This is a genomic window from Streptomyces sp. CC208A, assembly GCF_030010625.1.
GTDB lineage: Bacteria > Actinomycetota > Actinomycetes > Streptomycetales > Streptomycetaceae > Streptomyces.
In genome coordinates this window covers 93,231-110,162 of record NZ_JASCXN010000012.1, presented here as the reverse complement: position 1 = coordinate 110,162, position 16,932 = coordinate 93,231, and the positions used below count along the sequence as shown (strand labels likewise).

Annotated in this window: 18 protein-coding genes; 4 read left to right on the top strand and 14 right to left on the bottom strand. The window is 75.2% G+C overall.

Annotated features, from left to right (window positions below; genetic code table 11):
- The first annotated feature begins 90 nt into the window (after positions 1-90).
- Positions 91-1,278, top strand: a complete 1,188-nt coding sequence (locus tag QK442_RS15700; RefSeq protein WP_282694549.1) for a globin domain-containing protein — start codon at positions 91-93, stop codon at positions 1,276-1,278.
- 54 nt (positions 1,279-1,332) lie between these two features.
- On the opposite strand, the gene QK442_RS15695 is transcribed toward QK442_RS15700, so the two are convergent.
- The 12 genes from QK442_RS15695 to QK442_RS15640 form a co-directional block, all read right to left on the bottom strand.
- Complete coding sequence (locus QK442_RS15695; protein ID WP_282694548.1) at positions 1,333-1,704, bottom strand: peptidase inhibitor family I36 protein; 372 nt, start codon at positions 1,702-1,704, stop codon at positions 1,333-1,335.
- Entirely contained in the window at positions 1,701-2,414 is a 714-nt protein-coding gene (locus QK442_RS15690) for a hypothetical protein (protein ID WP_282694547.1), read from the bottom strand. Before QK442_RS15690 ends, QK442_RS15695 begins: the two co-directional genes overlap by 4 nt.
- Before the next feature lie 419 nt (positions 2,415-2,833).
- On the bottom strand, positions 2,834-3,631 hold the full coding sequence (locus QK442_RS15685; RefSeq protein WP_282694546.1) for a polysaccharide deacetylase family protein: 798 nt from the start codon (positions 3,629-3,631) through the stop codon (positions 2,834-2,836).
- A gap of 237 nt (positions 3,632-3,868) precedes the next feature.
- Positions 3,869-4,243 (bottom strand): hypothetical protein, encoded by a 375-nt coding sequence (locus tag QK442_RS15680; protein WP_282694545.1) that lies wholly within the window; start codon positions 4,241-4,243, stop codon positions 3,869-3,871.
- Positions 4,244-4,329: 86 nt separating this feature from the next.
- Positions 4,330-5,877 (bottom strand): ATP-dependent DNA ligase, encoded by a 1,548-nt coding sequence (locus QK442_RS15675; RefSeq protein WP_282694544.1) that lies wholly within the window; start codon positions 5,875-5,877, stop codon positions 4,330-4,332.
- 47 nt (positions 5,878-5,924) lie between these two features.
- Positions 5,925-6,980: a DUF6397 family protein gene (locus tag QK442_RS15670; RefSeq protein WP_282694543.1), complete on the bottom strand. Its 1,056-nt coding sequence runs from the start codon at positions 6,978-6,980 to the stop codon at positions 5,925-5,927.
- 147 nt (positions 6,981-7,127) lie between these two features.
- Positions 7,128-7,532 (bottom strand): roadblock/LC7 domain-containing protein, encoded by a 405-nt coding sequence (locus QK442_RS15665; RefSeq protein WP_282694542.1) that lies wholly within the window; start codon positions 7,530-7,532, stop codon positions 7,128-7,130.
- A 155-nt stretch (positions 7,533-7,687) separates the two neighbouring features.
- Complete coding sequence (locus QK442_RS15660) at positions 7,688-8,287, bottom strand: ATP/GTP-binding protein (protein WP_282694541.1); 600 nt, start codon at positions 8,285-8,287, stop codon at positions 7,688-7,690.
- Complete coding sequence (locus QK442_RS15655; protein WP_282694626.1) at positions 8,268-8,693, bottom strand: DUF742 domain-containing protein; 426 nt, start codon at positions 8,691-8,693, stop codon at positions 8,268-8,270. Before QK442_RS15655 ends, QK442_RS15660 begins: the two co-directional genes overlap by 20 nt.
- An 18-nt stretch (positions 8,694-8,711) precedes the next feature.
- Positions 8,712-9,146: a roadblock/LC7 domain-containing protein gene (locus QK442_RS15650; protein WP_282694540.1), complete on the bottom strand. Its 435-nt coding sequence runs from the start codon at positions 9,144-9,146 to the stop codon at positions 8,712-8,714.
- The gene (locus QK442_RS15645; RefSeq protein ID WP_282694539.1) at positions 9,143-12,070 is read right to left on the bottom strand and encodes a nitrate- and nitrite sensing domain-containing protein; all 2,928 of its coding nucleotides are present in this window, start codon (positions 12,068-12,070) and stop codon (positions 9,143-9,145) included. The genes QK442_RS15650 and QK442_RS15645 overlap by 4 nt, the downstream gene beginning before the upstream one ends.
- 82 nt (positions 12,071-12,152) lie before the next feature.
- Positions 12,153-12,989 carry an MHYT domain-containing protein gene (locus QK442_RS15640; RefSeq protein ID WP_282694538.1) on the bottom strand — a complete coding sequence of 279 codons (837 nt, stop codon included), beginning with the start codon at positions 12,987-12,989 and terminating at the stop codon, positions 12,153-12,155.
- Between the two features lie 151 nt (positions 12,990-13,140).
- On the opposite strand from QK442_RS15640, the gene QK442_RS15635 reads away from it, so the two are divergent.
- The 3 genes from QK442_RS15635 to QK442_RS15625 all read left to right on the top strand — a co-directional run bounded on the left by QK442_RS15635 (position 13,141) and on the right by QK442_RS15625 (position 15,120).
- A complete protein-coding gene (locus QK442_RS15635; RefSeq protein ID WP_282694537.1) occupies positions 13,141-13,749 on the top strand; it encodes a methyltransferase domain-containing protein in 609 nt (202 codons plus the stop codon).
- Between the two features lie 165 nt (positions 13,750-13,914).
- Positions 13,915-14,208, top strand: a complete 294-nt coding sequence (locus tag QK442_RS15630) for a hypothetical protein (RefSeq protein ID WP_282694536.1) — start codon at positions 13,915-13,917, stop codon at positions 14,206-14,208.
- Positions 14,209-14,298: 90 nt separating this feature from the next.
- A complete protein-coding gene (locus QK442_RS15625; RefSeq protein WP_282694535.1) occupies positions 14,299-15,120 on the top strand; it encodes a hypothetical protein in 822 nt (273 codons plus the stop codon).
- Between the two features lie 28 nt (positions 15,121-15,148).
- Here QK442_RS15625 and QK442_RS15620 read toward each other — a convergent pair whose 3' ends face one another.
- Both QK442_RS15620 and QK442_RS15615 read right to left on the bottom strand, forming a co-directional pair.
- Positions 15,149-15,694, bottom strand: a complete 546-nt coding sequence (locus QK442_RS15620) for an MOSC domain-containing protein (protein ID WP_282694534.1) — start codon at positions 15,692-15,694, stop codon at positions 15,149-15,151.
- A gap of 48 nt (positions 15,695-15,742) precedes the next feature.
- A complete protein-coding gene (locus QK442_RS15615; protein WP_282694533.1) occupies positions 15,743-16,843 on the bottom strand; it encodes an acyl-CoA desaturase in 1,101 nt (366 codons plus the stop codon).
- Positions 16,844-16,932: the final 89 nt, after the last annotated feature.

Sequence of the window (16,932 nt, the reverse complement as noted above, 5' to 3'; positions counted from 1 at the left end):
CCCCCCGTCCGCGCATCCGGGGCCACCCGGGCCGCACGGGGGATCCGTAGGGCTTTAAATACGTAGATCATCTACCAGATTGAGGTTCCGATGCTCTCCGAGCAGGCCGTCCCCGTCGTCCGTGCCACGCTGCCCGCCGTCGGCGGTGCGCTCGACCAGATCACCGAGCGCTTCTACGGGCGGCTCTTCGCCGCCCACCCCGAGCTGCTGCGCGACCTGTTCAACCGGGGCAACCAGGCCAGCGGCGACCAGCACAAGGCGCTCGCCGGTTCCATAGCCGCCTTCGCCGTCGCCCTCCTGGAGCACCCGGACACCCGCCCCGACACGCTGCTCTCCCGCATCGCGCACAAGCACGCCTCGCTGGGCGTCACGGCGGACCAGTACAAGATCGTGCACGAGCACCTCTTCGCCGCGATCGTCGAGGTGCTCGGCGAGGCCGTCACCCCCGAGGTCGCCCAGGCGTGGGACGAGGTCTACTGGCTGATGGCGAACGCGCTCATCGCCCTGGAGAGCCGCCTCTACCAGGAGGCTGGTGTCGCGGACGGCGAGGTCTGGCGCCGGGTGCGGATCTCGGAGCGGCGCGAGGAGACCCCGGACACCGTCTCCTTCGTGCTCACCGACGCGGACGGCTCCCCGCTGCCGCCCTTCCGGCCCGGCCAGTACGTGAGCGTGCGCGTGGCACTGCCGGACGGGGCCCACCAGATCCGCCAGTACAGCCTCTCCTCCGCGCCGGGCCGCCCCACCTGGCGGATCACCGTGAAGCGGCTCGACGGCGACCCGGTGGGCGAGGTCTCGAACCACCTGCACGCGCACGCGGCGGCCGGTGACGTCCTGGAGGTCTCGGTTCCCTTCGGCGACCTGGTACTGCCCGAGGGCGACGGCCCCCTGCTGCTCGCCTCCGCCGGCATCGGCAGCACCCCGATGCTCGCCATGCTCGACCACCTGGCGGCCACCGGGTCGCGGCGACCGGTCGTCGTCGTGCACGCCGACCGCTCCCCCGGGGCGCACGCCCACGCCGAGGAGCTGCGCGAGCTGGTCGGCAGGCTGCCCGAGGGCAGCCTGCACCTCTGGTACGAGGAGCCGGGCGCGTCCGGCGCCCGTGAGGGCCTCGCCGACGTGACCGGCCTGGAGCTGCCGGCCGGTGTCAGCGCCTACCTCTGCGGGCCGCTCCCCTTCATGCGGGCGGTCCGGGGCGATCTCGTCGCCTCCGGTGTCGCCGCGGCCGACGTCCACTACGAGGTCTTCGGCCCCGACCTCTGGCTGGGCGGCTCGGCCTGACCCGCGCGGGATCCGGCCGGCGCACCCCGGTCACGGGGTGCGCCGGGCCCGGGGTCAGCAGCCGGTGGCCCAGATGTGGGAGTCGCCGCGGTCGTTGGCCGCGCCGTTGTACCCCACCTCCTGTCCCGGGGCGAGGCAGATGGTCATGCTGCCGCCCTGCCAGGCGCTCTCGTAGACCCGGACGTGGTCCTTGATGCCCGGGCCGGAGATGCCGTGGTTGGCCCACGAGGAGTCGGTGTCGGCGATCCAGCTCTCCCACCAACCGTCGTCCCCGCTCCAGTTGGCCCGCTGTCCGCCGAAGTTCGCCTCCTGCCAGGCACAGAAGTGACCGGAGGGACATTCGGCGGCGGTGGCGGAACCGGCGACGGCGAGGCCGGCGGTGAGGGCGAACACGGCGGCGGCCGTGGTGGCCAGGAAGCGCTTCACGAGGGGGTGTTGCCTTTCTCTGGTGGGGTGGGTGCGGGCAGCCGGACCGCCCGCAGCAGCGCGCGGTCGCGCAACTGCCGGTAGGTGGCGAGCTCGTCGCGGTGCAGGGCGCGCACCTCGGCCAGCTCGGCGCGCTCCAGTCGGGCGCGGGTCTCGTCGAGGCCGGTCTCCCGGGAGCAGCGGGCGGCCTCCTCGGGGTCGGGGCGCTCGGGGCGGGGGCGGCCGGGCGGTGCGACACAGGCGGTCCAGCGCGCCAGCGCCGCTCGGTGGGCGGGGTCGTCCCGGTAGCGCGCCTGGGCCTCCGCGCGGAGGTTGTCGACGACGACCTGCACCCGGAACCAGCGGTGCTGGTCGCCGTAGAGCCGGTCGCGGGCGGCGGCGAGGCAGCCGTCGCTGTGGGCGGTGACGGTGGCGCCGGTGGCGAGCGTCACGGAGAGTTCGCGGGGCCCCGTCCCGAAGAGTGCCGCCTGGAGGGCCCGGTCCTCGGCGGGGGCGCGCGGTGCGGCGGTGGCCCGTAGACCGCGCTCGGCGAGGCAGTCGTCGACGAACCGGCGCTCCGCCGCCTTGAGGAGCGCGTCCTGCTCCGCGCGCGCGGCCGGGACGGCGGACGGTCCTGGCGCGTCGGACCGTACGGAGGTGCAGCCGGCGAGCAGGGCCAGCGAGGCGGCCAGCAGGACGCGGCGGGTGAGCGACGTGGTGGCGAGCGGCATGGGTCCCCCTTCGCACGGTGGCGCGGTGTCCGGTCGGCGGGCCGGAGGATGATCGTCGACCGGCCCGAACGATCGCTGCCCGTGACGGGGCCGGCCATGCGGGACCTCACCCGAACGGGTCGAACGCGCCGTCGTGCGCGCCCCTCGGGCGCTGTGCGCCGGGCGCGAGCGCTCCGGACGAGGCGCCCGGACATGGCGAAGCCCCGGTTGGACGGGGGATTCCAACCGGGGCCGCTCGCCGTGACGGGCGAAGGGCGGTCACCTCTGGGGGGGGACCTGGGGACCAGGCCCCTTCGCCGTCACATGAGGGAGAACGGAGGGCCTTTTCCGAATGTTCCGGACGGTCCGGGACGAACGGCGTGATTCACGTCACCCGCCCGTCGTCCGCCTCTGCCACCCATGAGGTCTGGGCGGGTGGGTCAGCCCTTCTCCGGGCGGTAGACGGTTCCGGGGCGGGCGGTGCCGGGGGCGAGGAGTTCGGGGACGGTGACGAAGGTGTAGCCGCGCTTCTGGAGCTCGTCGATGATGCCGGGGACGGCGGGGACGGTGCCGTCGTATATGTCGTGGAGCAGGATGATGCCGTCACGGTGGGCCTGGGTGAGGACGCGCTCCTGTATGAGGGCGGTGTCGGTGGTGGAGTAGTCCTTGGCGGTGATGCTCCACAGGACCTGAGCGAGGCCGAGCTCGCGGCTGACGTCGCTGACGGTGGAGTCGGTGCGACCCTGGGGCGGGCGCATGAGGACGGGCCGACGGCCGGTGATCTTCGCGATGGCGTCCTGGGTGCGGGACAGCTCCTCGCGGACACCGTCCTCGTCGAGGTCGGTGAGGATCCGGTGGGACCAGGTGTGGTTGGCGACCTCGTGGCCCTCGTCCGCGATGCGCCGGACGACCTGCGGGTAGCGGTCGACGTGCTTGCGGCCGAGGAGGAAGAAGGTGGCGGGGACCCGCTTCTCCTTGAGGACGTCGAGGAGGTGCGGGGTGTCCTTGCCCGGTCCCGCGTCGAAGGTGAGCGCGATGCACTTCACCTGCGCGCAGTCGACCCGCCGGGACACCGGGCCGGGCTCGCCGTCGCCGGACTTGTCGCCGCTGCCCGCCTCGGCCCGCGCGGCCTGCGGGGTGACGGTCTGCGTCCCGCAGCCGGCGAGGGTGAGCATCAGCGTGGCGGCGAGCAGGACGGCGGTCCTCCCACCGCGGCGGCCCGGCCTGGATCGGAACATGGTGGTACCCGCTTTCCCCGGTTTCGTAGGTGCTGGGGCCACGTCCATGCCTGGTCAGGGCTGTGGACCGGGTGGCCACCGCGCACTCTACACACGGTGTATACCGGGGTCGGCGAGGGGGTCCCCCTTCCCTTCGGGATCCGCCCGCTCCCGCCGTTCTCGCCGCTCTCGGACACGACGCGGCCCCGGGCGGAGCCCGTCCGCTCCACCCGGGGGTCCGGTGGGGGCCGCTCCGGCTCAGCGGGAGGCGAGGAGCAGCCGCGCCTCTGTCTCCTGGTCGCCCGAGACCGCCTGCAGGGACTCGATGTCGAAGCCGGTGGCCAGCACCTTCTCGACCTCGGCGACGGCGTGGTACCCGCCGGTCAGCAGGGCGCCGACCTTGCCGGTGAGCCGAGGGGGCCGGACCTCCTCGCGCTGCCCGGCGGCGGTGTCGAAGGTGGCCATCCACACGGTGGCGGCCGGCCCCGCGCCCTCCGTTGGCGGGGGCTCGACGTCCTCAAGGCGGTAGTAGTGGTCGAGGACCTCGAACACGGCCCGTGCGTCCTCCTGGCGGCAGTCGCTCAGCTGGACGGTGACGTCGGTGTCGATGTGCAAGTCGTACACGTCGCTCATCTCCTCGCGGCCGGTGCCACTCTTCCAGCATCCCCCTCGGTCCCCGGAACGTCGACGGCACCGGGCCCGCCGCCGTTCGGCCGCCGTCAGCCGGCGGCGAGGACGGACGCGACGGTGTCGGCCTGGTCGGCGGGCTTGTCGGGGCGGTGGCGGAGGACCCGGGCGAACCGGAGGGCGATGCCGGCGGGGTAGCGGGGGGAGCGCTGGAGGCCATCATAGGCGATCTCGACGACCAGCTCGGGGCGGACCGTCACGGTGAAGCCGTCGTCCTCGACGGCGAGTTCCGTGAGGCGGTCGGTCTGCCAGCGGAGCATGGCGTCGGTGAGGCCCTTGAAGGTCTTGCCGAGCATGGCGAAGCCGCCGTCCTCCGTCCGGGCGCCGAGGTGGAGGTTGGAGAGGTAGCCGGTGCGGCGGCCGTGGCCCCGCTCGGCGGCGAGGACGACGAGGTCGACCGTGCGGACGGGCTTCACCTTGAGCCAGGTGCGGCCGCGCCGGCCGGCCACATAGGGCGCGTCGAGGGCCTTGACGAGGACTCCCTCGTGCCCCCGGGCCAGGGTGTCGGCGAAGAACCGCTCGGCCGCCTCCCGCTGCGCGGGGTCGCCGGGGGCGGTGACCTCCAGACGGCGCACCCGGTGGCCTTCGGGCAGCAGGCGGGCCAGGACCGCGTTCCGTTCACGGCCGGGGTGGTCGACGAGGGCTTCGCCGTCCGCGGCGAGGACGTCGAAGAAGACCGGGGTGAGCGGGAGTACGGCCCGGGCGCCGGTGACGTCGGTGCGGGAGCCGACGCGCGCGGCGATCGACTGGAACGCGGCAGGACGGCCGGTGCCGGGGTCCAGGGCGATCACCTCGCCGTCCAGGACGAACGACTCCGAGGTCACCTCGCGGGCCACGGCCACGACCTCGGGCAGCCGGGCGGTGATGTCGTCGAGCGAGCGGGTATGGATCCGTACCTCCTCTCCCAGGCGGTGGACCTGGATCCTGATGCCGTCGAGCTTCTCCTCCACGGCGCAGGACCCCAGGGCCTCCACCGCCTCGGTGACGGACCCGACCGTGTGCGCCAGCATCGGCAGCACGGGCCGGCCGACCCGCAGCACGAACCGGTCGAGAGCGGCGGGCCCGTCCTCCAGGACCGCCCGCGCCACCCGCGGCAGCGAGCCCTCCAGCATCACCGCACGGCGGAGTTCCCCCGCGGGCACGGCGGCGGCCTTGGCGACTCCTTCCAGCGCGATGGCGTCGAGCGCCCCCTGCCGCACCTCCCCGGAGAGCAGCCGCACCAGCAGCTCCTGCTCCTCGACGGTCGCCGAGGCGAACAACTCCCGTACCAGACGCGTCCGTTCGCCCTGGGATCCGGGCCCCGCCACGGCCGCGAGGGCGTCCATCGCGGCGTCCACGCCGGCGAGCGTGAGCACGGGGGCGGGCGCGGGAGCCACCGCAGGGGGCACGACCTGCTTGAGCGTGCTCCATCCGACGCCGATACGCCCCTGGGGCAGCCGGCCCGCCAGATAGGCGATGACGAGCGGGCTCTCCTCGGGCGTGGCCTCCGTGAAGAGTTCGGCGAGCAGGGCGGTCTTCCGCGATCGCGCCGAGACGGCGGCGACCTGCCGGGAGACCTCCGCGACACGGGCCAGCAACATGCCCCCATCGTCACCGGCCGCCCCCGCCCGCGCACCCGCGGCCCCGCTCAGCCCCCGTCGTGCCGCTCGCCCCGGTCTCCGGCGGCCGCCCGGCCCGGCAGGGAGCGCCGGAGCCGTGCCAGCAGCCCCGGCCCCCGGGTGCGCGGCACCCGGCCCGGCGGGCGGGTCACCCCGCCCCGCGGGCGAGCCGGCGGACGCGGCACCGGGCCGGCCACCGGTCCCGTCTCCGCTGCCGCCGTCCCCACTGCCGCCGCCTCCGCCCTGGCCTTCTCCGCCCCCGCCTTCTCCGCCGCCGGCCCTCCTGGGCCGGGTGCCGGGCGGGTGGCGCGGGCCTCGTCCAGGGCGAGGGTGAGGTTCGTCCGGTACCACAGGATCTCGTCCGGGTCGTCGGCACGGATCAGGCGCTCGGCGGCCTCGCGGGCCGTCCCGCCGACCGGCAGGCCCGGCGGCGGGGGCGGGCGCAGCCGGTCGAGGCAGGTCCGCTCATAAGCGTCGGCGACGACCTCCGCGACATGGACCGGATCGAGGAGCGAGGCGATCGCGCCCGCGCGGGCCCACGGGTCGTCGGTCCCTCGCAGGAGCAGTTCCAGGTGGCGGGAGCGCCAGTTCCTGGCCCGCAGGTCCTCCCCCGCGGCGATCCGCTCGCGCAGCTCGGCCGGCATCCGGCCGGTGAGCAGTCCGGGACGCTCCTCGCCGAACGCGGTGACCTCGGCGGCCACGTACAGCCAGATCACCGTGCGGTAGCGGTTGAGGTAGAAGCGCACCGGCCTCAGGTGGCCCGTGCGGGCGAGGCGGGTGAAGCGGTCGTGGGTGACGGAGAGCAGTGCGGCGGCCTCCCCCGCCCCGACGGACCGGACCCGGTCCCGGAGGCCGGCGGGGAAGTCCGGCACCGCCTTGAGCCGGTCGAGCTCGGCGCGCTCGACCGGGCGCCGCTCGGGCGGCCGGTCCCGTCCCCCGCCCCGGTCCGAGGCTGCTCCCTCCGACTCCGGAACCGTCCTGATCAGTCCCATCCGGACCGCGAGCCGGAACTCCTCGCGCTTCAGTTCCAGCTCTTCCGCGGCTCGGGCCGGGGTCACCGTCCGTGTCGTCTGATTCACCGTCATGGCGTCCGCCGCCTCCCCACTCGCTCGTCCCGGCCTCCCGGCCGGTGCGGGTCCCGGCGAACCCGACACGAGGAATGTAACGGAGAGTGACGATCTCCGCACGGCCTGTGGAAAACGACCTGTGGACAACCGAAACCGGGGCGGTCGTCAGGAGACGGGCCCGTCCGGCTGCCGTGCGGAGACCCCGAGGTGCTCGCCGACCCTGTTGACCAGGAGCGTCATCTCGTACGCGACCTGGCCGACGTCCGCCTCGGCGTCGCTGAGCACGCAGAGGCAGCTGCCCTCGCCCGCCGCCGTCACGAACAGCAGGGCCTCGTCGAACTCGATCATCGTCTGCCGGGCCCTGCCGGCCCGGAAGTGCCGCCCGGAGCCCCGCGCGAGGCTGTGCAGTCCGGAGGAGACGGCGGCGAGGTGCTCCGCGTCCTCCCGCGCGAGTTCACCGCTCGCGCCGGTCACCAGCCCGTCGTTCGACAGCACCAGGGCGTGCCGTATCGGGCCGACCCGTCGGGTGAGATCGTCCAGGAGCCAGTCGAGTCCCTTGTCCAGCGCCACGTGATGGTCCTCCCCCTCTTCGGTGCGGTCGTGCCGGCCGGACCCCGTGCCCGCGTGCGCCGTACGGACCGCTTGTCCCGGCAAGCCTTACGCACTGTCGTGGACAGGGCAAGCACCCCACCGGGCCCGGTGTGCCGCCGCCGGGGAGGCCGGGGTCAGCCGACGGTGTCGAGGAGCCTGGCGGTGTGCATCCGTCCGGCGTACTCGACGACCCGGATGAGGACCTCCTTGCCCGAGTCCCGGTCGCGCGCGTCGCAGAGCACCACGGGCGTGCCCAGGTCGAGGTCGAGGGCGCGGGACACGTCCTGGGCCCCGTAGGAGCGGGCGCCCTCGAAGCAGTTGACGGCCACCACGAACGGGATCTTCCGGTGCTCGAAGTAGTCGACCGCCGGGAAGCAGTCCTCCAGGCGGCGGGTGTCGGCGAGGACGACCGCGCCCAGGGCACCCTGCGAGAGCTCGTCCCACAGGAACCAGAAGCGGTCCTGCCCCGGCGTGCCGAAGAGGTACAGCGACAGTCCCGCGCGGATGGTGATCCGGCCGAAGTCCATGGCCACGGTGGTGGTGGTCTTCCGGTCCACTCCCCCGGTGTCGTCGACGAGTTCGCCGGCTCGGCTGAGCTGTTCCTCGGTGCGCAGGGGGCGGATCTCGCTGACCGCGCCGACCAGGGTGGTCTTGCCGACGCCGAAGCCCCCCGCGACGAGGATCTTCAGGGCAAGAGCGGTGTCGCCGGTGCTGTCAGAGCGCTCGGAGGCCATCGATCACTTCTCTCAGGATGCGTTCGTCGGGGAGCTGCGCGGGCGGTACGGGTCTGCTGACGCGGACGAAGCCCGATTCGAGGAGGTCGCCGAGGAGGACCCGGACGACGCCCACGGGGAGGTCGGCGTCGGCGGCGAGTTCGGCCACCGACTGGGTCTCGGCCCGGCAGAGGGAGAGCAGTGCGCGGTGTTCGGGGCCGAGCACGGCCTCCTCGGCCGGGCCCGGCGGGTCGTCGTCGACGACGAGGGCGATGAGGTCGAACCGTACGTTGCTGGGACCGGGTCGGGTGCGGCCGCCGGTCATCGCGTACGGCCGGACGAGCGGCCCGGCGTCGGCGTCGTACCACCGGCTGTCCGGGGCGGGCGGGCCGCCTCCGCCGGTGGTGTCCCCGCCGGTGCTGTCCATGGTCATGGGGGTCTCCGGTCAGCCTGCGGCCGGTGGGGTCACCGTGAGCCGGGGCGGGGTGTGCAGGTGCTCGCCGACTCGCTTGACCAGCCGGGCCATCTCGTAGGCGATGAGGCCGATGTCGGCGCTGGCGGAGCTGAGGACGGCCAGGCAGGAGCCGTCGCCCGCGGCGGCGACGAAGAGGAAGCCGTCGTCCATCTCGACCATGGTCTGGCGGACCCCGCCGGTGTGGAACTGGCGTCCGGCGCCCTTGGCGAGGCTGTGGAAGCCGGAGGCGATGGCGGCGAGGTGTTCGGCGTCCTCGCGGCTCAGTCCGCTGGAGGCGCCGACCGCGAGGCCGTCGCCGGAGAGCACCACCGTGTGCCGGACCTCGCGGACCCGGGTGACCAGATCGTCGAGGAGCCAGTCGAGTTCGCCGGAGCGGGGGTGGGAGATCCTCTCGTGGTCGATCATGCGTCGTCTCCTTCGGATCGGGGGTCCTGGGGCGGGGTGGCGCGGGCGCCGAAGTAGGGACCGAGGTCGGTACGCGCGCGTGCGTCGCTGCGCGGGTCGGAGGGGGTGCGCGGCTCGTGCGGCACGCGGGGCTCCCGCGGGGCGCCGGGGACGTCGCCGTAGGGGCGGGCGGGGTACGGGGCCGGCGGGGCGCCCACCGAGGGGGTGCCGTCACCGAGGGGGCGCCGGGCGCCCGGGGCGGGGCCGCCGCCGCGCTGCCAGCCGTCGCGGTAGGCGGCCATCCGGTCGCGCACCTGCTCGGGCGTCCGCTCCGGGGCGCCGGGGGCCGCCGGGACGGGCACCGGCGCGGGGGCGGGGGCCTCGCGCAGCTGCGGGACGAGGCTCGCCTGCCGGACGCGGCGCGGCAGCCCGGCGTCGCCGTCCGCACCGCCGGCCGTCGGCTGCGGCGACGACGGCTCCGGTGGTACGGCGCTGCCACGCGGGCGCAGGGGGGTGACTCCGGCCGGCACGGGGGCGGGGCCGGGGCCCTGGGGCCGTTCGGGGCTCTGCCGCGGAGGCGTGAGGGGGGCGCGCGGGACCTCGGTCCCGGCCGGTCCGCCGGGGACGGTGGTGGGGGCGCCCGCGAAGGTCTTCGGAGCGCCGGCGACGGTCACGGGGGTACGGGGAGCGGCCGGGGGCCGGGCGAAGCGGCGGGCCTCCGCGCGGTGGGCCTCCGCGCGTTCGTGGGCGGCGCGCTCGTCGGCGGACCTTCCGCCGCCCGGCATGCCGGTTTCCGGGACCGCGGCGGCAGGGTCTGCGGGGCCGGTGTCGGAGCCGTGGTCGGACGTCGGGGCGCCCTGGAGCAGGTCGGTGGGGAGCAGGACGACGGCGGTGGTGCCGCCGTAGGGGGACGGCCGCAGGTGGACCCGGATGGCGTGCCGGGAGGAGAGGCGGCTGACGACGAAGAGGCCGAGGCGGTCGCTGTCGAAGAGGTCGAGTGCCTCGGACCGGGCGATCCGGGCGTTGGCCTCGGCGAGGGTCTCCTTGCCCATGCCGAGGCCCCGGTCCTCGATCTCCAGGGCGTAGCCGTTGCCGACGGGTTCGCCGCTGACCCTCACCTTGGTGTGGGGCGGGGAGAACTGGGCGGCGTTCTCGATGAGTTCGGCGAGGAGGTGGGTGAGGTCGGCGACGGCGCCGCCCGCGACGGCGGTCTCGGGGAGTCGGCGTACCTCCACGCGCGCGTAGTCCTCGATCTCGGAGACGGCGGCGCGGACGACGTCGGTGAGCGGCACCGGCATCCGCCAGGCGCGGCCGGGGACGGCGCCGGAGAGGATGATCAGGCTCTCGGCGTGCCGCCGCATGCGGGTGGTGAGGTGGTCGAGGCGGAAGAGGTCGCCGAGTTCGCCGGGGTCGTCGGCACGCCGCTCCATGCTGTCCAGGAGGTTGAGCTGGCGGTGGACGAGGACCTGGCTGCGGCGGGCGAGGTTGACGAAGACCCCGGAGATGCCACTAGCCAGTTCGGCGCGTTCGACGGCGGCGGAGAGGGCGGCCCGGTGGACGGTGGTGAGGGCCTCGCCGACCTGGCCGATCTCGTCCTGGGGCGGGGGGCCGGGCGGGGCCTCGGCGTGGACGTCGATCTCCTCTCCGGCGCGCAGCCGGCTCATGGCGGCGGGGAGTTCGCGGCGGGCGATGCCGAGGGCGGTGTTGCGGAGGCTGACGAGTTCGACGACGAGGCCGCGGCCGATGCGGACGGAGATGACGAGGGAGGCGGCGACGGCGGCGAGGCCGAGGACGACGGCGGCGCCCGCGGGGCTGAGGAGGCCGCCGGCGAAGGGGGTGGTGTCGTCGGCCGTGGCGGTGCGCGCCTCGTTCTCGACGGCCGCGTGCCCGGCGCGTACGGCGGCGAGGGCGGTGTCCCAGTCGGCGGAGGGCGCGGCCTGGGCGGCGGGGCGGCCGTCGGCGGCGCGGGAGACGCGGTCCTCGGCGGCGGCGAGCCGGGCGTGGTCGGCGCCGGCGGCGAGCCGGGACCAGGCGGCCCGGCCGGCCGGGGGCAGGTCGGCGCCGGCGGAGGCGAGGAGGGTCCGCCGGGTCTCGGCCGCGCCGGTGAAGGCACGCTGGTGGGCGGCGGTCAGCCGGCCGGTGAGGTGGGCGGAGCCGAGGAGGGCGTCCTCGCGGGAGAGCATCTCGTCGGCGCGGGCGAGTTCGAGGAGCACGCGCGCGTGGGCCCCCTGTCCGGTGTCCTGGAGGCCGCTGAGGGCCCCGCCGACGGCGAGGCCCGCCGAGACGGCGGTCGTGTACGCGTCGTACGCCCGGCCCCAGTCGGCGTGTCCGTCGGCGGCGGTGGTGCGGAGGCGGGCGAGGCCCTGGACCTCGCCGACGAAGGCGCCGACGCGCTCGGCGACGTCGGCGGGCAGGTCGCCGGAGTCGGCGACGGTGTGCCCGCCGCCGAGCCGGAGCCGGGCGACGGCCTCGTCGGTGCGGCGGATCCGGTCCTTGAGCTCGGCGGCCCGGTCGGCACCGGGGGCGGCGATCTGCCGGACCGCGGCCCGGCGCTCGTCCTGGAGGGCGGCGAGGGCGGCGGACACCGGCTGCCGGATGTCGGCGTCGACGCGCTGGAGCTGGCGGAGCCTGGCCATGTCCTGGGCGGTGGTGACGGTGGCGAAGCCCCAGAGGGCGAGGAGCGAGACGACCGGGACCATGAGCAGCGAGACGATCTTGGCGCGTACGGTACGGGGTCGCAGGCCGCGCCGCCGGTCCTCCGCGGCGGGGTCCGAGGCGGGCGCTCCGTCGTTCTCCCCGCCGTTCTCCTGGCCGCCCGCCGAAGCGTCCGCTCCGGCGGGGTCCGGTGGTTCGTCGGCCGGGGGCCCGGCGTGTGCGCGGCGCCCGCGTGCGGTCGCCGACGGCGCGGGCGCCGTGGCGTCCTGGTTCTTGCGGGGAGTTCGCATGGCTCCTCGTTCCGGCTGGGGTGGGGGTCAGGGGACCGGGGCCGCGCCCGGATCCGGCAACGGCGGTGACGGCGGCGGTGCGTCAGGGCGTCGGCGCGCGGAGCGGGTCGCGGCCGGCGCGGAAGCCGGGCGAGGTCACGTCCTCGGCGGGCTCGTCCGGTGCGGTGAGGCGTTCGGCGGAGGCGTACGCGGCCCGTTCCCCGGCCGTCGGGGAGAGGGAGACGAAGGCGGAGGTGATGAAGAGGTACGAACCGAGGCCGACCGCGAGCGGGAAGATGAACTGCATGACCGTGGCCCCGGGCAGTCCCCCGGAGGAGGGGGCGACCTCGACGCTCACCGCGAGCATGCCCGTGTAGTGCATGCTGCTGACGGCCGCTCCCATGACGAGCGAGGCGATCGCGACCGCGACCGGGGCGTGGATGTGGAGGGCCGCCCACAGGGCCGCGGTGGCGGCGACGACCGCGATGACCACCGAGAGGGCGACGAACAGGGGGTCGTAGTGGACGGTGCCGTGGAGGCGGAGGGCGGCCATGCCCATGTAGTGCATGCTCGCGACGCCGATCCCCGTGGTCAGTCCGCCGATCAGAAGCGATCGCACGCGGTCGCGTCCGTAGCCGACGGCGAACACGCCGACGCCCACGACGCCCATGGCGATGACGAGGCTGAGGAGGGTGAGCGGCACGTCGTAGCGGATGTCGGTGCCGGTGACGCCGAAGCCGAGCATCGCCACGAAGTGCATCGTCCAGATGCCGGTGCCGATCGCGGAGGCCGCGGTGAGCAGCCAGTTCCGTCGCGAGCGGCCGGTCGCGTCGAGCGCGCGCACGGTGCAGCGCAGGCCGAGGGCGGCGCCGATGCAGGCCATCGCGTACGACAGCACGGGTGTCAGCCAGCCGAAGGTGGCGTGGTCCAGGTGTCCCATGACCCGGGGACGCTAGTGCGCACAGGGGGGCGCATCGGGGGCGCATTTCGAAAGCTTCTGGAATATGACGGAGAGAAGTTCCCAGCCGATCGCACCATGCTCGAACGTGTCCGCAGAACGTTCACCCCCACGGGTGGGCGATCATGAGCGCATGAGCGATGACCCCACAGATGTCCGAGCGTTCTTCGCCGCCCGGGCGGCCGACTGGGACAGCCGGTTCCCCGACGACGCTCCCGCCTACGCCGCCGCCGTCGCCGACCTCGGCCTGCGGCCCGGCGACGCCGTGCTCGACGCGGGCTGCGGCACCGGCCGCGCGCTGCCTCCGCTGCGTACCGCCGTCGGCCCGTCGGGGACCGTGATCGGCGCCGACCTCACCCCGGAGATGCTGGCCGAGGCGGTACGGGCCGGGCGACGCGACCCGCGGGGCGCCGGGGCACTGCTCCTCGCCGACGTCGCCCGGCTGCCGCTCCGGGACGGCGCCCTCGACGCGGTCTTCGGCGCGGGCCTCGTCTCCCACCTGGCCGATCCGGTCGCCGGCCTGCGCGAACTCGCCCGCGTGGTACGGCCCGGCGGCCGGCTCGCGCTCTTCCACCCGATCGGGCGCGCCGCCCTCGCGGCCCGGCACGGCCGGCGGCTCACCCCGGACGACCTGAGGGCCGAGCCCCGGCTGCGCCCCGTCCTCGCCGAGGCCGGCTGGCGGCTCGTCTCGTACGTGGACGAGGACGCCCGCTACCTGGCCCTGGCGGTACGCGAGGACTGAGGCGGCGACCGCCCCCGGCGGGCCCGACCGCCGGGCCCGCCCTCCAGCGCCCCTCGACGCCCCCCAACGCCCCCTTCTGCCCCGGCACTTCACTGTCTACCGTGGAAGTGCCGGGCAGCCGTGCCCGGGGAAAGGCGGCCGGCCGTGACACGGATAGCGGAACGCATGCGCAGGTTCCTCCCCTCCGCCCGACGCGCCTCCGGGAGCGAGGCCGCCCCGCCCCCGGCCCGCGCCGGACGGCAGGGCCGCAACCTCTTCGAGGCGGCCGCGGTCTACGTGGCCGCCCGCGCCGAGGACGACCAGGAACGGATGGACGAGGCCGCCACCTGGGTCTCCCCCGGCCAGCTCGGCTTCGGCGTCGACGAGCTGGCCTCCCGGGCCCTCCTCGCCCTCGCGCGGGAACGGAACCAGACCCCCGAGACCGTCGCCCGCTCCCTCCTCGGGGTGAGAAGCGGCTGAGTCTCACATGCCGAGGACCCTCGACGCACGGGTTACTCACTGGTTAAGGTGCGCCGACGATCCGATGGGGAGCGAGATGGGGAGGGTGCCGTGGCGGCTACGGAACCGGCGGCCGGTGCGCCGGAGGCCGACGACGACTCGTTGTTCGTGCTGACCGCGTGCCTGCTGACGCCCGCGCGCTTCCCCAGCGTGCTCGGCGACGACTACCCGGCGGCCTGCGCCGCGCTCGGCCTCGAACCGTACGAGGAGGGGTACGGGCTGGTCTTCGGCCAGGACGGGCTCGGCGCGCGCTGGACGGTCGTCATCGACGACGTGTCGCTGGTGGCGGTCGCCATCGCCTCCTGGGACTGCGGGATGGCCTACGACCTCTCCCCCGACGAGGGATCCGTCGTCGCCGGGCTGCCCGGCTGGCCGCTCGCCGTCGCCACCAAGGCCCCCGGCGTCCCCGATCCGCACGACCCCGAGCCCGAGGAGGGCGACCCCGCCCCGCTCGCCCCGCCCGCCGAGGACGCGTGGGGCCCCGCCCAGCGCCGGCTCGGCGCCGACGAGGTGGCCCTGCGGTGGGACGAGTGGCGGGCCCAGGTCGGACCGGAGGGCGCCGCCGACGGCACGCCCGCCGACGGGTCGGGCGGCGGGCCCGATCCGTACGACGGGGTGCGCCGCGCCCTGGACGAGCTGCGCGGCTATCTGGAGGAGCCTCCGCCGGTGGGCCGGGTGCGGTCCGGCTTCGCCGGGGAGGGCGCGCGGACGCTCCGCGCGGACGGCCCCGGCTGGTCGCTGGTGGCCCGGACCGACGACATGGCCTTCGTCCTCCTCGACGACCTTCCGCGCGAGGTGCTCCCGGTGGCCCGGGGCCCCCGGCTGCCGGCGCTCCTCGAAGGACTCGACGCCCTGGCCGTACGCCCCTCCTGAGGAGCACCGCCCCGCCAGGCCCCGAGGCTCAGACGCGCTCCAGCGGGCGGTGCGGTCCTGCGGGCAGCTCGACCCGGACCGGGTCGCCGGGCCGCACCTCGCCGCCGGTGAGCACGATGCCCATGATCCCGGCCTTGCGGACGAGTTCGCCGTTCTCGTCGCGGCCCACGACCTGCTTGAGCAGTCCGTGGCTGAAGTTGTCGATCTGGGCGCAGGGGTTACGCAGTCCCGTGACCTCGACGACGGCCTCGGCGCCGAGGTGGAGGAGGGTGCCGGTGGGCAGGGCGAGCAGGTCGACGCCGCGGGTGGTGATGTTCTCGCCGAGGTCGCCGGGGGCCACCTCGAAGCCGGCCTCCGCGACCTCGTCGAAGAGTTCGGCGTGGATGAGGTGGACCTGCCGAAGGTTCGGCTGGGTCGGGTCCTGGGCGACGCGGGAGCGGTGCTTGACCGTGACGCCGGCGTGGACGTCGCCCTCCACGCCGAGGCCGGCGAGGAGCGTGATGGCCTCGCGGTTGGGCTTGGTGAAGGAGTAGGTGCCGTTGCTGCTGACGGTGGTGACGGTGCCGTCGCTCATCTGAGAGGTCCCCCCTGGGTGTCGGCGTGGCCGGATGCGCGTTCGACCCTACTCCGGTCGTCCGGCGTGCTCCTCTCGGAGGGCGGCGCCCACCTCGTGGAGGTGGCCGAGGGCCTGCCGGTAGGAGTCGACGAAGCCGGTCTCGGTGTACGGGATGCCCAGCGCCCGGCAGTGGGCGCGGACGGCAGGCTGTGCGAGCCGCAGGTGGGGGCGGGGCATGGACGGGAAGAGGTGGTGCTCGACCTGGTAGTTGAGGCCGCCGAGGAACCAGTCGGTGAGGGCGCCGCCCCGGATGTTGCGGGAGGTCAGCACCTGGCGGCGCAGATGGCCCCAGCTGTCGCCGTCCTCGTGCTGGTCGGGCCGGTCCATGCCCTTGTGGTTGGGGGCGAAGGCCATGCCGAGGTGGACGCCGAGCAGCATCTGGTGGACGAGCGCGAAGACCAGGGCCTGGGCGGGGGTGAGGGCGGTGAGGAGCAGCGCCGCGTACCCGGCGAAGTGGAGGAGGAGCAGGGCGCCTTCGGTGCGGCGCTCGCGCGGGGTGCGGTACGGGCCGTCCTTCGCGAGCAGGGCCTGGATGCCGTACAGCTTGAGCGCGAGGCCCTCCAGGGTGGTCAGCGGGAAGAACAGCAGGGCCTGGTGGCGGGTGAGGAGGCCGCGCAGGCCGGTGCGGCCGGAGGTCTGGTGCTCGGCGAAGACGAGGACGTCGGCGGCGACGTCCGGGTCCTTGTCGAGGTGGTTGGGGTGGGCGTGGTGGCGGTTGTGCTTGTCGTTCCACCATTCGCGGCTCATGCCGAGGAGCAGGTTGGCGTGGACGAGCTGGATCGCGCGGCCGACCCGACGGTCGGCGGTGATCTGGGCGTGGCCCGCGTCGTGGCCGATGAAGGCGGCGCGGGCGGAGAGGACGGCGAGGGGGACGGCGAGGAGGACCGCCCACCAGGACGGGCCGGTGAGGAGGAGGGCGCCGGCGACACCGGCGATGCCGAGGAGGGTGAGGGCGATGTCCCGGGCGTACCAGCCGGGTCGGTGTTCGAGGAGCCCCTGGCCCCTCACCGTGCGCAGGAGCGGCGTGAACTCGCTGCCGCCGCCCCGCGTCCGGGGGGCGGGTGCCGCCTCGGCCGGGGCGGGGGCGGTGGCGGTGGCCTGGGGCATGGAAGGGCTCCGGCTTCTGTGAGGAGGCGGCTGCCGCCCGCACCGGGCGCGGCGGCGGTCCTCACCGTACGAATCCGTGACCACGGGGA

Excerpts from the sequence above, each read along its gene's own strand:
- QK442_RS15700 (WP_282694549.1), top strand. The coding sequence starts at position 91 with ATGCTCTCCGAGCAGGCCGTCCCCGTCGTCCGTGCCACGCTGCCCGCC.
- QK442_RS15690 (WP_282694547.1), bottom strand. The coding sequence starts at position 2,414 with ATGCCGCTCGCCACCACGTCGCTCACCCGCCGCGTCCTGCTGGCCGCC.
- QK442_RS15685 (WP_282694546.1), bottom strand. The coding sequence starts at position 3,631 with ATGTTCCGATCCAGGCCGGGCCGCCGCGGTGGGAGGACCGCCGTCCTG.
- QK442_RS15680 (WP_282694545.1), bottom strand. The coding sequence starts at position 4,243 with ATGAGCGACGTGTACGACTTGCACATCGACACCGACGTCACCGTCCAG.
- QK442_RS15675 (WP_282694544.1), bottom strand. The coding sequence starts at position 5,877 with ATGTTGCTGGCCCGTGTCGCGGAGGTCTCCCGGCAGGTCGCCGCCGTC.
- QK442_RS15670 (WP_282694543.1), bottom strand. The coding sequence starts at position 6,980 with ATGACGGTGAATCAGACGACACGGACGGTGACCCCGGCCCGAGCCGCG.
- QK442_RS15660 (WP_282694541.1), bottom strand. The coding sequence starts at position 8,287 with ATGGCCTCCGAGCGCTCTGACAGCACCGGCGACACCGCTCTTGCCCTG.
- QK442_RS15655 (WP_282694626.1), bottom strand. The coding sequence starts at position 8,693 with ATGGACAGCACCGGCGGGGACACCACCGGCGGAGGCGGCCCGCCCGCC.
- QK442_RS15650 (WP_282694540.1), bottom strand. The coding sequence starts at position 9,146 with ATGATCGACCACGAGAGGATCTCCCACCCCCGCTCCGGCGAACTCGAC.
- QK442_RS15645 (WP_282694539.1), bottom strand. The coding sequence starts at position 12,070 with ATGCGAACTCCCCGCAAGAACCAGGACGCCACGGCGCCCGCGCCGTCG.
- QK442_RS15640 (WP_282694538.1), bottom strand. The coding sequence starts at position 12,989 with ATGGGACACCTGGACCACGCCACCTTCGGCTGGCTGACACCCGTGCTG.
- QK442_RS15635 (WP_282694537.1), top strand. The coding sequence starts at position 13,141 with ATGAGCGATGACCCCACAGATGTCCGAGCGTTCTTCGCCGCCCGGGCG.
- QK442_RS15630 (WP_282694536.1), top strand. The coding sequence starts at position 13,915 with ATGCGCAGGTTCCTCCCCTCCGCCCGACGCGCCTCCGGGAGCGAGGCC.
- QK442_RS15620 (WP_282694534.1), bottom strand. The coding sequence starts at position 15,694 with ATGAGCGACGGCACCGTCACCACCGTCAGCAGCAACGGCACCTACTCC.
- QK442_RS15615 (WP_282694533.1), bottom strand. The coding sequence starts at position 16,843 with ATGCCCCAGGCCACCGCCACCGCCCCCGCCCCGGCCGAGGCGGCACCC.